The following is a 14,891-nucleotide window of genomic DNA, read 5'->3' on the forward strand; positions in this document are numbered from 1 at the left end:
GAGGTCGACATGCTGGCGTTCGGGCATCGGCTGGCAGCGCTGGTCCGCATTGGGGATGTCATTGCGCTGGAAGGCGGATTGGGCGCGGGCAAGACAACGCTCGCCCGCGGGATTTTGGAAGGACTGGGGTTGGAAGAGGAAGCACCGAGCCCCAGCTTCGCCATTGTCCAGCCCTATGATATTCCCGATGTGAGGCTGCCTGTCGCCCATGTCGATCTCTACCGGCTGGACGGGCCGGAGGAGGCGCAGGAACTGGCGCTTGACGACTATCTGATGGACAGCCTGCTGATCGTCGAATGGCCGGAACGGATGGGCATCGGGGTCTGGCCCGGCGCGCTGCGTTTCCACATCGGCACGGAACCCGACGGCGCTCGGCGCTTGACAGCGGACGTGCCGGACGCTTGGACGGAGCGATGGTCACAGATATGATCCCGCCCGTTGCCGCTCCCGCCTTCCTCGCGCAGGTGGGGTGGGGTCAGGCCGCCGTCGTTCCCCTCGCCGGCGATGCCTCCTTCCGGCGGTATTTTCGGGTGATCGACGGCGCGCGCCGCGCCGTGCTGATGGACGCGCCGCCGCCGCATGAGGATCCGCGCCCCTTCATCGCGATAGCCGAACATCTGACGGAAAATGGCTTCGCAGCGCCCCGGATACTGGCGCGCGACCTGGAGGAAGGCCTGGTCCTGATCGAGGATTTCGGCGATCTGCGCGTGAAGGAGCATGTCGAGGATCAGCCGGAGGCGGAACGGGATGTGTATCGCCGGGCCGTGGACCTGCTCGCCGCGCTTCATCGACTGCCTGCCGCTGACGTGCCGCCCTATGACCGTGCCGTCTATCAACGGGAGGCCGGGTTGCTCACCCAATATTATTGTCCCGCCGTCGGCCTGCAGGTGGATGAGGAGGGCTATGTCCGGGCATGGGACATGGTCCTTCCGATCGTCGAGCAATCGTCCAGCCCGGTGGTCACGGTGCTGCGTGATTACCATGCCGAAAATATCATGCTGATCGACGGGACGGCATCGCACGGGTTGGGCCTGCTCGACTTTCAGGATGCCCTTGCGGGGCACCCGGCCTATGATCTCGTCTCGCTGCTGCAGGATGCGCGGCGCGACGTGCCGCCCACGCTGGAGGCGGCGATGCTGGACCATTATCGCGCCATCGCCAATCCGCCGGCTGACTTTGACACCGCCTATGCCGTGCTGGGCGCGCAGCGCAACGCGAAGATCATCGGCATATTCACCCGGCTGTGGAAGCGCGATGGGAAGCCGCGTTACCTGTCCTATCTGCCGCGCATGTGGGACTTGCTGGAACGCGACCTCGCCCATCCGGCGCTGGCGCCCGTGGCGGAATGGTTCGCCGCGAACGTCCCCCCCGACAAGCGTCACCATGCGCTAGAGGACCATGTCCCGGCATGATCGACACCGCGATGCTGATGGCGGCCGGACTGGGCAAGCGCATGCGGCCGTTGACGGCGACCCGCCCCAAGCCGCTGGTCAGGGTGGCCGGCAAGCCGCTGATGGACCATGCACTGGACCGGCTGGCGGCTGGCGGCATCCGGAAGCTCGTAGTCAATGTCCATTATCTGGCCGATACGGTCGAAGCGCATCTGGCGGCGCATAATGAAGGCATGCAGATCGCCATTTCGGACGAACGCGGGAAGCTGCTGGAGACGGGCGGCGGGCTGATCCACGCGAAGGCGCAGTTGGGCGACGCGCCATTTTTCTGTGCCAACAGCGACAATCTGTGGATCGATGGGCCGCAGGAAACGCTGGGCATGATGCGCAGGATCTGGAACCCGGATCGAATGGACGCGCTGCTGCTGCTGGTGCCGCTCGCCCGCGCCCATTGCCATCGGGGACCGGGCGATTTTCACATGGACGCGAATGGGCGACTGACGCGGCGCAAGACTGCCCATGTCGCGCCCTTTGTCTTCACCGGCGTCCAGATCATGTCTCCCACGCTGCTGGTAGATCCGCCGTCCGATGTCTTTTCCACCAATGTCTTCTGGAACCGGGCGATAGAGTCGGGCCGCCTCTACGGTGTCTCGCACCAGGGGCTCTGGTTCGACGTCGGCACGCCGCAGGCCATTCCCATCGTGGAGTCGATGCTGGCCCATGGGTGAACGCACCCGCCCCGCATTGTTCAATATCCCCGCGCATCGCGCCTTTTCCGACGCGTTGGTCACGGGCATCCTGGCCCGGCACGGCAATGATCTGGTACGGCTGGCGCAGGGCATGATCCTGCTGCCCAACAATCGCGCCATCCGGTCGGTGAGCGATGCCTTTGTCCGTAAATCGGGGGGCGGGCTGTTGTTGCCGCGTCTCGTCGCGCTGGGCGATCCCGATCTGGGCGAGCAGGTGGGTGGCGCGCTCGATCCGTTGGGGGAGGATGACCCGATCCCTCCCGCCATAGCGCCGATGCGCCGCCAGATGATCCTGGCGCGCATGGTGCAGCAGGCATCGGCACACCCGATCGATGCGGGGCAGGCATTGAAGCTGGCCCAGGCGCTTGGCGCGGTCCTCGACCAGATGCAGGTGGAGCGCGTCCCCGTGCGCGCGCTGGCAGAGCTTGGCCTGTCGGACGACCTGTCGCAGCATTGGCAGACATCGCTCAGGTTGTTCGGCATATTGCTGGCGCAATGGCCGCAGGAACTGGCGCGATTGGGGTGCATCGACCTCGCGGATCGACGCAATCGCCTGCTGGACCGCATGACGGCGCGCTGGGCCAAGGCGCCGCCCGATGGCTTCGTCATTGCGGCGGGAATGTCCACCACGGCGCCTGCAGTGGCCATGCTGCTCCGGCGGATTGCCATGCTGCCCAAGGGGGCGGTTGTCTTTGCCGGGCTGGATCAGGAGATGGACGCCGACGCCTGGAACGCCATTGGTCCATCGGATGCCGATACCCCGACCGGCAGCACGGCCGGCAGCGCAACCGGTATCGGGCCCGGTGGGCTTGAGAGCCATCCGCAATATGCGCTGAAACGCCTGCTCGACCGGATGAGCGCCACGCGCGATGACGTGGCGCTCTGGCGCTGGGGCAGCGAGCATGACGCCCGCGCTGTCCGGGGACGCAACATCTCAAACGCCATGCTGCCGCCCCGGCTGACCAGCCGTTGGCGAGACCTCAGGACCGCTGACCGCCTGCTCGCCGGCGTCGAGACGCTGGAGGTCGCGACGCCGGGCGAAGAGGCGCAGGCCATCGCCATTGCCTTGCGCGAGGCGGTCGAGACGCCGGGACGCACGGCGGCGCTGGTGACGCCCGACCGGCAATTGGCGACCCGCGTGTCCGCCCATTTGCGCCGCTGGGGCATAGAGGCGGACGATTCCGCCGGGCAGCCGCTCTCGCGCCTGCCGCCCGGAACGCTGCTGATCGCGATGGCGGAGGCGCTGGCGGAGCGCTTTGCTCCTGTTGCGCTGCTGACCCTGCTCAAACATCCGCTCGTCATGCGGGGGGAGGGGCGGCTTGCCTGGCTGGAGGGCGTGCGTGGGCTTGACCTGTTGCTGCGCGGGCCAAGGCCGCAGGCGGGCATTCATGGGCTCGACCTGTTGCTGGCCGAACGGGAGGGCGAAGACCGGCAGCGGGCCTTGCGCGACCGTACGCGGCTATGGTGGGCAGAAGCCCGAGAACTGCTCGAACCGCTGGAGCAGGCCTTCATGGCCGCGCCGGATCTTGCGGGCCAATTGGCGGCAATTCGCGAGCATGCCGGTCGTCTCTCCCATGATACGGTCTGGGCCGGGCATCAGGGTCACGCCGCCGCCGATCTCTTTGCGGAAATGGAGGAGGCGGCGAGCGAAGGACCGCGTCAGGCCGACATACGGGGGCTGCCTGCCCTTTTCGACCATCTTCTGGGCGGCCTGTCGGTTCGCCCGCCGCAGGGTGGCCATCCCCGGATCAGCATCCTCGGTCTCATCGAAGCGCGGCTGGTGCAGACCGACCTCATGATATTGGCCGGTCTCAACGAGGGTACCTGGCCGGGCCTGCCCGCGCCCGATCCATGGCTCGCGCCGCGCATCCGTCGGGAAATAGGACTGCCGGGCCTCGAAAACCGCATCGGCCTTGCCGCCCATGACTTCGCCAGCGCCCTGGGCGCGCCGCAGGTGCTGATCACGCGCGCCCGTCGCGGGGCGGGCGGTCCGGCGGTCGCCTCCCGCTTCTGGCTGCGGCTGAAGGCCATGGCCGGGCCGCAATGGAAGAATACCGGCCGCTATGCCGCACTGGCGCAGGCGATCGACCGGGCAGAGGAACACAGGCCCGCAGCGCGCCCGGCCCCGGTGCCGCCTTTGTCCGTGCGACCGAAGGTCATTCCCGTCACCGATGTCGATCGGTTGAAGGCTGATCCCTACGCCTTCTATGCCAAGCGCATCCTGCGCCTGGCGCGGCTCGACCCGGTGGATGCCGATGCCGGCCCCGCCTGGCGCGGGACAGCCGTCCATGAGATCCTTCAGCGATGGGCGGAGGAGGGCAATGGCAAGCTGTCCGATCTGGAGGCGCGGGCCCGGGCGATGTTCGACCGGCCCGATGTCCATCCCTTGCTCAGGGCTCTCTGGCAACCGCGCCTTATCGAAGCCATAAGATGGATCGCCGCTGAAGTCGCGAGCGACCTTGCCGCCGGGCGCAGGATCCTCTCGGTCGAGACCGAAGGCCGGGCGGAGATTGCCGGAGTGACGCTGACCGGCAAGGCCGACCGGATCGACCTGCTTCCGGACGGCAAGCTGGGCATTATGGATTACAAGACCGGCAAGCCGCCCAGCGCGCGGCAGGTGAAGGCGGGCTATGCGCTGCAACTCGGCCTGCTGGGCCTGATCGCGGAACATGGCGGCTTTCCCGGCACCGACGCCGCGCCTGTCGTCGGGAGTTTCGAATATTGGTCGCTGGCCAGGAAGGGGGAGGCGTTCGGCTATCGGGAAAGCCCGGTCGATCCGCTGGGCAAGCGGGACAAGATCATCACCGCCGATTTCACGTCCGGGGTGCATGCCCAGTTCGAGGGCATCGCCGCCGCCTGGCTCAACGGATCGGCGCCCTTCGACGCCCAGGTAAATCCGGAAGTCGCCAGCTATGGTGATTATGACCAGCTCATGCGGCTGGAGGAATGGTATGGCCGGGACGATGGCTAGAAAGCCTGGGGCACTGCAACCGCTGGCTGGTGCGCAGGCGCAGGCCGCCGCACCTGATGCGCATGTGTGGTTGTCCGCTTCGGCCGGCACGGGCAAGACCCATGTGCTGACCGCCCGCGTCTTCCGTCTGCTGCTCCAGGGAGTGCGGCCGGAAAATATCCTGTGCCTCACCTTCACCAAGGCGGGTGCCGCGGAAATGGCGGATCGCATCCATGATCGCCTCGCCGCCTGGGTGCTCATGGACGAGGCCGACCTTTTTCATGACCTGGAGGCGCTGGGCGAAGAGTCGGGACCGGAAGCCCGCGACCGCGCCCGCCGCCTGTTCGCCGAAGTATTGGAATCGACCGGCGGCGGCCTCCGCATCCAGACGATCCACGGCTTCTGCCAGCAATTGCTCACCACCTTCCCGCTGGAGGCCGACCTGCCCCCCGGTTTCCGCCCGCTCGACCAGCGCGAGCAGGCGATGCTGGCGCGCCAGACCCTGGCCGATATGGTGGTGGTGGCGCAGGAGCAGGGCGACGACATCCTGATGGAAGCGTTGCAGGCGCTGAGCCTGCGCATGGGGGAGGGCGGCGCGGAAAATTTCCTGCTGCGCTGCGCGGCCCGGCTGGATGCGCTCGAAACCCTACCGGAAGATATCGCGCCATGGCTGCTGCGGGAACTGAACCTGCCCGAAGGAGACATTGAAGCCCACATTGCCGAACGATGCGCGGACGATCTGTTCGACATGCGGACGCTCGGCTGGATCGCTCAGGCCAATGCGGATTGGGGCACGGGGCGTGCGCTCGAACGCTGCGACAGGATAGCGCGCTGGCGGGCTCTCGATCCGACGGCGCGCGCCACCGGACTGGTCGATCTCCACGCGGTCTGGGCGAAGGCCGATGGCGATCTGCTTTCCACCGCCAAGGGTTGGGCGCCGTCAGTGGATGGCTATGGTGATGCGATTGCGCGGATGCACGAATGCTGTTCCGAACTGCTGGGCCTGCGCGTTCGGGCAGCCTATGCCGCCCTGCTCGCCAGGGCGTTGCATGCCGGGCGCGTCTACGCAAGAGCCTATGCCGAAGCCAAGCGCCTTGCCGGCGCCGTCGATTTCGACGACCTGATCGCCAATGCGGCCCGCCTTCTGTCCCAGCCCGGCATCGCCGACTGGATCCGCTACAAGCTGGACCAGCGGATCGATCACATATTGGTGGACGAGGCGCAGGATACCAATATCAGCCAATGGCAGATTGTCGGCGCATTGGCGGCGGAATTTTTCGCGGGCGAAGGCGCGAAGGGCGACAGGGTTCGCACCCTCTTCACGGTGGGTGATTTCAAGCAGGCGATCTTCGGATTTCAAGGCACCAGTCCCGAAGCCTTCCGCGCCGCGCAGATCGTCTTCCAACGCCATGCGGAAGATGCAAGCCAGATGTTCCACGACCTCTCGCTTCAGCACAGCTTCCGCTCGACACCCGCTATATTGGATGTGGTCGACCGCACCATAGCGACCCTGCGGGCCGAGCGCTTCGGCCTGGAGCCGGGCGAGGTCCAGCACATCAGCGCCAACCGCTTTCCCGGCGAAGTACTGCTCTGGAAACCTGTCATCGCCGGGCTGTCCGACGAGGCGGAGGGGGAGGAGGATTGGGCCGCCGACCAGGAACGGGTGCTGGCCCAGAGCATCGCCCGCCAGATCAGGCAGTGGATCGATGACGGGCTGATGCTGGAGAGCCGGGGCCGCCCGGTAACGGCGGGCGACATCATGATCCTGGTCCGCCGCCGCTCCGAACTGGCGCGGTTGATCGTGGCGCGGCTCTATGAAGAGAAGGTGGCGGTTGCAGGCATTGACCGCCTTCGCCTGAACCAGCCGCTTGCCGTGCGTGACCTGCTCGCCGCGTTGCGCTTCGCGGTTCAGCCGGAGGATGACCTGAACCTCGCGGCGCTGCTGGTATCGCCGCTGGTCGGCTGGACGCAGGACGAACTGATGGGCCGCCTTGTCGGCCGCCGCGTCGGACTGTGGCAGCATCTGACGGGAACGCTGGACGACACACTGCTGCACCCCTTGCGGCAGTTGCTGGCGCAGGCGGACTTCACCACCCCTTATCGCTATCTGGAGGAGGTCTTGTCCGGCCCGATGGATGGCCGTCGTCGCCTGATCGAAAGACTGGGTTCGGAGGCGGCCGATCCGATAGAGGAATTGCTGAACGCCGCGCTCGCCTTCGAGAATGATGATCACCCCTCGCTTCAGCGCTTCATCGACTGGTTCGACCGGGGAGAGGTCGAGATCGTGCGCGACGCGGCCACGCAGGGGGATTCGCTCCGCCTGCTCACGGTTCATGGGGCGAAGGGATTGCAGGCGCCCATCGTCATTCTTGCCGACGCCTGCCTTGATCCGGACGCGGGCAACCGGGCCGATTCGCTGGAGTGGAATGGCCTGCCGATCATCGCCCCCCGAAAGAGCGAGCGGCAGGGAGCGATCGGCCAACTGGCCGAGGAAGCCAGTGCCGTCGAGCGCGCCGAACATTGGCGTCTGCTCTATGTTGCCCTCACACGGGCGGAGGAAAGGCTGGTGGTCGCGGGTTCGCTCGGTCCGCGCGCCAAGGGCGAGGTCAAGCCCGAAAGCTGGTACGCCGCCGTCGAAGGCGCGCTGATTTCGCTGGAGGCGGAGTGGGAGGCCGATCCGCTGTGGGGCGCGCGCCGCCGCTGGCGTGGCAGGGAAATGCTCCCTCCAAAGGCGGCGGAGCAACGCGTTCCCGAAAGCCGGACAGCGCATGTCGAACCGGACTGGCTTCGCCGCCGCGCGCCTGTGGAGGCCCGGCCGCCACGTCCCCTGGCGCCCTCCGCCGCCATCGAGGATGATGTGCCCTATCCGCCGCCGACCCCGGCCATGCGGGACGCAGCCGAACGAGGGCGCTGGCTGCACCGGCTGTTCGAACGGCTGGCCGACGTGCCGCCGGACAGCCGCCGTGCACGTGCCGGCAACTGGCTGGCGCAGCAGGGCCTTGGCGATCCGGCGCAGCGGCATGACGTCATCGAACAGGCCATGCGGATCATTGAAGATCCGCGATTCGCGCCGCTGTTCCATGCCGATGCGCTGGCTGAGGCCCCGATCGCCGCCGTGGTGGGGGAAGCGGTGATCGCCGGGACCGTGGACAGGCTGCGCATCAGTGACGATGTCGTGCAGCTGGTCGATTTCAAGACCGGCCGCATATCACCCCTGGGGATCGAAGAGGTACCATTGGCCCATATCCGGCAGATGGCGGCCTATTCCGCTGCGCTTCAGGTGATATTTCCCGGCCGCAGGATAGAGGCCGGCCTGCTATACACTTCTGCGCCAAGGCTCATCACGCTGCCGCCTGAGCTGCTGGAACGGCACAAGCCGGGCTTTCCGCCCACGCAGGAGAATTTGCCGCTTCCGACCGTTGAGCCGGATGCGTCATCATCCTAAATATTCCGCAATCGAAGGAGATATCTAAATGGCTACCAAGGCAGTCACCGACCTCAGCTTCCAGCAGGACGTCATCAATGCGGACAAGCCCGTGCTTGTCGATTTCTGGGCGGAATGGTGCGGCCCGTGCAAGATGATCGGCCCGGCGCTGGAAGAAATTTCGGACGAACTGTCTGACAGGGTCACCATCGCGAAGATCAATATCGACGAAAATCCCGATGCGCCCGGCCGCTATGGCGTGCGGGGCATTCCGACGATGATCCTCTTCAAAAATGGCGAAGCCGCCGCCACCAAGGTGGGCGCGGCGCCCAAGAGCGCGCTCAAGGGTTGGATCGAAAGCGTCCTTTGATGATGTCCGGAAAGGCCTGAAACGGCCTTTCCCTTTGGTGCTCCCGCATTTGCGGGAGCATTTTTCGTTCTGGAAGCTGGCGTTCCGCGATCGCGCTCCCCGCGCCTCACTCCATCAACGGAACAGCCGGTCTGCCGCCAGATCCCAGAGGCGAGGGGATGAAGCCCCGAGCAACCCGCGTCGCAGATCACCCACGACATAGGGTGAACCGTCCAGCCGCTGGCACAGCCCACCCGCTTCGTTCACGAACAGCGTCCCGGCCGCATGATCCCAGGGCAAGGTGCGGGCAAAGACCGATACGTCATTCTGCCCCAGCACAAGGCGCGGATATTGCTCGGCAGCGCAACGGGGAATGTCCACCAGCTGGAAGATCGCCTCCGACCGGCGCCTGACGTCGGCGCGCTCCTCCTCCGTCATGAAATAGACGGCAAGCGCAGCAATCGGCAGCGCTTCGCCGCTTTCGCGTGCATGGACCTGCTGACCGTCGATATGGCTGCCAGCGCCCAATATGGCGTGGCACATGCGTCCGGTCAGCGGGTCCAATATCCAACCCGCCAAAATCGTGCCTGCATCCGCCAGCGCGACCATGATGCCGAAGGGCGGTTTTCCCGCGGCGAAGTTCCCGGTCCCGTCAATGGGGTCTATGATCCAGTTGAGCCCTTCGCCCGCGCGGTCCAGCATGGCGGGATCGGCGGCGCATGCTTCTTCCCCGATGACGCCTGCTTCGGGCAGGATGGCGGAAAGCCCCTCCGCCAGCCGGAGTTCGCTTTCCTTGTCGGCGATGGTGACGAAGTCATCGGCCGCTTTCTCGGCCACTTCGTGGCTGGCGAGATTCTGGTAGCGCGGCATCACCACGTCACGAGCCACCTCGCGCATCAGCGCGACGACGGGTTCATGCAATTCCGTGGGCATCCGGCCCGTCCTTTTTCAACTGCGATAATCCGCATTGATCGAGATATAGCCGTGAGTCAGGTCACAGGTCCAAACCGTGGCCCGACCATCGCCCAGCCCCAGGTCGACGCCGATCACTATGTCCTGCCCCTTGAGATGGGCCGTCACCGGCGCCTCGTCATAGCCCTCCACCGCCCGTCCGCCCGATGCGACCTGCGTCGCGCCGAAGCGGATGGAGAGCTTGTCCCGATCGGCCGGCTCGCCTGCCTTGCCGATCGCCATCACCACGCGACCCCAATTGGCGTCTTCGCCCGCAATGGCGGTCTTCACGAGCGGCGAGTTGGCGATGGAAAGCGCGATGCGGTGGGCGCTCGCGTCGCTTTCCGCTCCCTCGACGGTGATCTGAACGAATTTCGTCGCGCCTTCGCCGTCGCGCACCACCAGATGCGCCAGTTGGCGGCAAAGATCGTCGAGCGCCGCGGCAAAGGCGTCCGCCCCGCCATCCTCCATCGAGAGGAGCGGCGTGTTGCCCGCCTTGCCCGTTGCGAAGGCCAGCACCGTATCGCTGGTCGACGTGTCGCTGTCGACCGTGATGCAGGAAAAGCTCTTCCGGTTGGCGGCGGACAGCATCTGCTGCAGCAATTTGGCGTCGATGGCGGCGTCCGTGAAGATATAGCCCAGCATCGTCGCCATGTCGGGAGCGATCATCCCCGAACCCTTGATAATCCCGACCAGTTCGACCCGCGTGCCGCCAATCATGGCAGAGGCGCGGGCGCCCTTGGCATAGGTGTCGGTCGTGCCGATGGTGGTCGCTGCCTCTTCCCAGCCGCAGGGCGCGGCGACAAAGGCGGCCTCCAGCCCTGCCTCCGCCTTGTCCACCGGCAAAGGAACACCGATTACCCCGGTCGAGGAGATGAAGACGCTGGAAGGCTGGCAATCCAGATGGTTCGCGACCTTGGCGGCGATCGCCTCCACCGCTGCACGGCCCCGGTGGCCGGTAAAGGCATTGGCATTGCCCGCATTCACCACCAGCGCCCGCGCGGAACCCAGTGGAATGGCGTCCCGGCACCATTCGACTTCAGGAGAGGGGCATTTGCTCTGCGTCGTGACGCCCGCCACGGCCGTGCCTTCGCTCAGTTCGACATAGGTGAGGTCGCACCTGTCCCAATTCTTGTATCGCGCCCTGGCGACGCGCGCGGTGACGCCCGCAATGGGCGGAAGTTCAGGAAAGGCAGCGGGGGCGAGGGGCGAACGTTCTGTCATGCCCGTCGCTTAGCGCAATATGCCCGTCCGTCAACGGAGAGATGGGCGGACATGGAGCTTTCCGATGCTATCCGGCATGCCCGCTCTGATTGACTAACGCCTGTGCGCGTCCTAAATCGCCGCGCATGTCCGCGTGCATCGCCCCAAAAGGCGTGCGCGTCCCCTTTTGTCAGGAATTTGCATGTTCGGCGCACTCGCCAAGTCTATTTTCGGCTCCTCCAACGACCGCTATGTGAAGTCGCTGGGCAAGACCGTCGAACAGATCGCCTCTTTCGAACCCACCATTTCGGCCATGAGTGACGAGGAACTGGCGGCGCAGACCGTGCGGTTCCGGGAGCGGCTGGCACAGGGTGAAACGCTTGACGGCCTGCTGCCCGAAGCCTTCGCCACGGTGCGGGAAGCCGCCAAGCGGACCTTGGGCCAGCGCCATTATGACGTGCAGATGGTGGGCGGAATCGTGCTTCATCGCGGCGAGATCGCCGAAATGCGCACGGGCGAGGGCAAGACGCTGGTCGCGACGCTCGCCACCTATCTGAACGCGCTGGAAGGGAAGGGCGTCCACGTCGTCACCGTGAACGACTATCTGGCCAGCCGCGACTGCGAATGGATGGGACAGGTCTATCGCTTCCTGGGCCTTACCACCGGCGTCATCGTGCCGAACCTGTCGGAGGACCAGCGCCGCGAGGCGTACAGTGCCGACATTACCTATGCGACGAATAACGAGCTCGGCTTCGATTACCTGCGCGACAACATGAAATATGACCGCGCGTCGATGGTACAGCGGCCTTTCAACTTCGCCATCGTCGACGAGGTGGACTCGATCCTCATCGACGAAGCGCGCACGCCGCTGATCATATCCGGCCCGACCGATGACAAGTCGGAACTCTATGTCTCCGTCGATGCCATCGTGAAGCAGCTGGACGAGAGCGATTATGAGAAGGACGAGAAGCAGCGCACCGTCACGCTGACCGAGGACGGGACCGAGAAGATCGAGCGCATGCTGGAAGGGGCTGGGCTGCTGCAAGGTGCCAACCTCTATGATTTCGAAAACACCGCCGTCGTCCACCATGTCAATCAGGCGCTGCGTGCGAACGTGATGTTCCGCCGCGACATCGATTACATCGTCAAGGATGGCAAGGTCATCATCATCGACGAGTTCACCGGCCGCATGATGGATGGCCGCCGCTGGTCGGACGGTCTGCACCAGGCGGTGGAAGCCAAGGAAGCGGTGAATATCGAGCCGGAAAACCAGACACTCGCCTCCATCACCTTCCAGAATTATTTCCGCATGTACCCGAAACTGGGCGGCATGACCGGCACGGCCGCGACCGAAGCCACCGAATTCTACGAAATCTACAAGATGAACGTCGTCACCATCCCGACCAACCGGCCGGTGCAACGTGTCGACGAGGAAGACAGCTTCTACAAGAATCTGGAAGACAAGTTCCGCGGAATCGCCAAGACCATCAAGGTCCATGCGGAGCAGGGCCAGCCTGTCCTTGTCGGCACGGTTTCGATCGAAAAATCGGAAATGCTCTCCGAATTCCTGACGCAGGAAGGCGTGAAGCACGCCGTCCTCAACGCCCGCTTCCATGAAAGCGAAGCGCATATCGTGGCGCAGGCAGGCCGCAAGGGCGCCGTCACCATCGCCACCAACATGGCCGGTCGCGGTACCGACATCAAATTGGGCGGCAACCTTGAATTCCGCGTCGAGGACGAACTGCGCGACATGCCCGAAGGGCCGGAGCGGGAAGCCGCCATCGCGCGGATCGATGCAGAGATCGAGGCCGAAAAGCAGGAAGTGCTCGCGGCTGGCGGCCTTTTCGTGCTGGGCACGGAACGGCATGAAAGCCGCCGCATCGACAACCAGCTTCGCGGCCGTTCGGGCCGTCAGGGTGACCCCGGCCTTTCGCGCTTCTATCTGAGCCTCGACGACGACCTGATGCGCATCTTCGGCCCGGACACGATGTTCGCCAAGATGATCCGCTCCAACCTGGAGGATGGCGAGGCGCTGCCCCCGTCCAAATGGCTCAGCAAGGCGATCGAGACTGCCCAGAAGAAGGTGGAAGCCCGCAACTACGACATCCGCAAGCAGGTCGTCGAATATGACGATGTGATGAACGATCAGCGCAAGGTCATTTACGAACAGCGCAGCGACATCATGGATGCGGATACGGTTGATGATGTCGTTGCCGACATGCGGCATGAAACGGTCAATGATCTTGTCGGCGCATCATGCCCGCAGGGTACCTATCCCGAACAATGGGATATCGATCGGTTGAAGGTTCGATCGGCCGAGGTGCTGAACCTCGAACCCGATTTCGACGCCTGGCTGGCCGAGGACCATGTCGATCCGGAGATGATCGAGGAACGGCTCAGAACGTTGGCCGACGCGGCCGTGGCCGAGAAGGTCAGGGAACTTGATCCCGAGAGCTGGCATATGATCGAAAAGTCGATCCTGCTGCAAAGTCTGGACCATCATTGGAAGGAGCATCTGTCGACCCTCGACGCGCTGCGCCAGGTTGTCCATTTGCGCGCTTATGCCCAGAAAACGCCGATCAATGAATATAAGCAGGAAGCCTTCGCCCTGTTTGAACGCATGCTCGGCAATATCCGCGAGGATGTGACCGGCTCCATCGCCCGCGTCCAGTTCCGCATGGAGGAGCCGCTGCCGGAATTCGACCTGCCGATACTGCCCGACTTCATCACGACGCATATCGACCCGTTTTCGGGCGAGGATAATAGCGGAGACTTCGACGGTGGTCAGATCAGCGGCATCACGACGACCCTGCCTCGTCCCGCCGCAGGAGGACCGGCTGGCGAGTTCGCCAATCTGGACATCAGCCGCAACGCGCCATGCCCCTGCGGATCGGGCCAGAAATACAAGCATTGCCACGGTGCGCTCAACTAGAAGGGTTGTGACCTGACAGGGGCAGGTCACGCTTCTGGCCTTATGTTTTTCGGGAATCACCTGCCGCGATCGGTCCCGATCGCTGGTGAATGGTTCCACGCGCGCCTTGGCAGCGTCCCGCGCCGGGTCATCACATTGGCTCGCGCGCATTTTCAGCCTGATGACGAAGGTGCGGTGCTATCGCCATTTGCATGGTTCAGGCCGCCTTTCGGCTCGAAGGATTGCCCACCCGTGACCGCCGATTGACGTTACGGAAAGGTGGCGATCTACCTTTGGATAGATTGCGATGAACGTCCATTCTTGCTAAGCGGAAATGGATTTGGATGCCCGACAGCAAACAGATCGCGCTCCCGGCATTCCCTTGCCCGGGGGCGCATTTTTATTCCGCATCCCGGAACGCGAAACGTCTGACCGTCATCAACCAGCAAGAACCGATGATCAGGGTTCCCGCCCCAGCGCATCATGGAGAACCTGATCGGCACAGGACATGGCAAGCGCCCGTACCCGATAGCGCAGCGCGAGTTCACGATGGGCGGCAATTTCCTGCGATGCCGCACTCCGCTTTGCAGCGGCATCGGCTTTCGCGGCTTCCTCTCTTGCACGCCGGAACAGATAACGTGCGTCGGTATCGGCAGACATTGTCACCTCCGATGATTATCGGCCGCTTCTAGCATGAAGAAAATCGCGTCGCCTTAACGCGGATCAAACTGGATGGCGGACAGGGTGGGATTCGAACCCACGGTGAGCGTAAACCCACGGCGGTTTTCAAGACCGCTGCCTTAAACCACTCGGCCACCTGTCCGTCGTCACGCTTCCTAGCGAACCCGACGGCCTTGCCAAGCGTAAAATGGCGTGAAGGCGGTTTGATCCTGCCAATGTCGTCAAGTGCCAATAAGGGGATTCACGCCGCGCCATCCCTGTGCAACAAAAGAGCTTAAGGAG

At 64.5% G+C, this 14,891-nt stretch carries 10 protein-coding genes and 1 tRNA gene; 7 read left to right on the plus strand and 4 right to left on the minus strand.

What is annotated here, in order from left to right; genetic code table 11:
- Positions 1–9: 9 nt before the first annotated feature.
- Genes tsaE through trxA form a run of 6 tightly spaced genes read left to right on the plus strand, consistent with a single transcriptional unit; the run spans position 10 to position 8,884 of the window.
- Positions 10–429 carry a tRNA (adenosine(37)-N6)-threonylcarbamoyltransferase complex ATPase subunit type 1 TsaE gene (gene tsaE / locus MRBLMC3_RS02910; RefSeq protein WP_414714625.1) on the plus strand — a complete coding sequence of 140 codons (420 nt, stop codon included), beginning with the start codon at positions 10–12 and terminating at the stop codon, positions 427–429.
- On the plus strand, positions 426–1,412 hold the full coding sequence (locus MRBLMC3_RS02915) for an aminoglycoside phosphotransferase family protein (protein WP_363826623.1): 987 nt from the start codon (positions 426–428) through the stop codon (positions 1,410–1,412). Before tsaE ends, MRBLMC3_RS02915 begins: the two co-directional genes overlap by 4 nt.
- Positions 1,409–2,119 (plus strand): nucleotidyltransferase family protein, encoded by a 711-nt coding sequence (locus tag MRBLMC3_RS02920; protein ID WP_363734874.1) that lies wholly within the window; start codon positions 1,409–1,411, stop codon positions 2,117–2,119. The genes MRBLMC3_RS02915 and MRBLMC3_RS02920 overlap by 4 nt, the downstream gene beginning before the upstream one ends.
- Positions 2,112–5,111, plus strand: coding sequence for a double-strand break repair protein AddB (gene addB, locus MRBLMC3_RS02925; RefSeq protein ID WP_363825687.1), 3,000 nt, complete (start codon positions 2,112–2,114; stop codon positions 5,109–5,111). Before MRBLMC3_RS02920 ends, addB begins: the two co-directional genes overlap by 8 nt.
- The gene (gene addA, locus MRBLMC3_RS02930; protein WP_363825690.1) at positions 5,092–8,535 is read left to right on the plus strand and encodes a double-strand break repair helicase AddA; all 3,444 of its coding nucleotides are present in this window, start codon (positions 5,092–5,094) and stop codon (positions 8,533–8,535) included. The genes addB and addA overlap by 20 nt, the downstream gene beginning before the upstream one ends.
- Positions 8,536–8,563: 28 nt before the next feature.
- Entirely contained in the window at positions 8,564–8,884 is a 321-nt protein-coding gene (gene trxA / locus MRBLMC3_RS02935; protein ID WP_363825693.1) for a thioredoxin TrxA, read from the plus strand.
- Positions 8,885–8,998: 114 nt separating this feature from the next.
- On the opposite strand, the gene MRBLMC3_RS02940 is transcribed toward trxA, so the two are convergent.
- Both MRBLMC3_RS02940 and argJ read right to left on the minus strand, forming a co-directional pair.
- Positions 8,999–9,796 carry an inositol monophosphatase family protein gene (locus MRBLMC3_RS02940; protein ID WP_363754226.1) on the minus strand — a complete coding sequence of 266 codons (798 nt, stop codon included), beginning with the start codon at positions 9,794–9,796 and terminating at the stop codon, positions 8,999–9,001.
- Positions 9,797–9,811: 15 nt separating this feature from the next.
- Positions 9,812–11,038 carry a bifunctional glutamate N-acetyltransferase/amino-acid acetyltransferase ArgJ gene (gene argJ, locus MRBLMC3_RS02945; protein WP_363825696.1) on the minus strand — a complete coding sequence of 409 codons (1,227 nt, stop codon included), beginning with the start codon at positions 11,036–11,038 and terminating at the stop codon, positions 9,812–9,814.
- A gap of 181 nt (positions 11,039–11,219) precedes the next feature.
- On the opposite strand from argJ, the gene secA reads away from it, so the two are divergent.
- Positions 11,220–13,949 carry a preprotein translocase subunit SecA gene (secA, locus tag MRBLMC3_RS02950; RefSeq protein ID WP_363734867.1) on the plus strand — a complete coding sequence of 910 codons (2,730 nt, stop codon included), beginning with the start codon at positions 11,220–11,222 and terminating at the stop codon, positions 13,947–13,949.
- Positions 13,950–14,387: 438 nt separating this feature from the next.
- Here secA and MRBLMC3_RS02955 read toward each other — a convergent pair whose 3' ends face one another.
- Positions 14,388–14,588, minus strand: coding sequence for a hypothetical protein (locus MRBLMC3_RS02955; RefSeq protein WP_133654158.1), 201 nt, complete (start codon positions 14,586–14,588; stop codon positions 14,388–14,390).
- Positions 14,589–14,661: 73 nt separating this feature from the next.
- Positions 14,662–14,751 (minus strand) — tRNA-Ser (locus MRBLMC3_RS02960).
- Between the last annotated feature and the right edge of the window lie 140 nt (positions 14,752–14,891).

It is taken from the genome of Sphingobium sp. LMC3-1-1.1 (assembly GCF_040676285.1).
Lineage (GTDB): Bacteria > Pseudomonadota > Alphaproteobacteria > Sphingomonadales > Sphingomonadaceae > Sphingobium.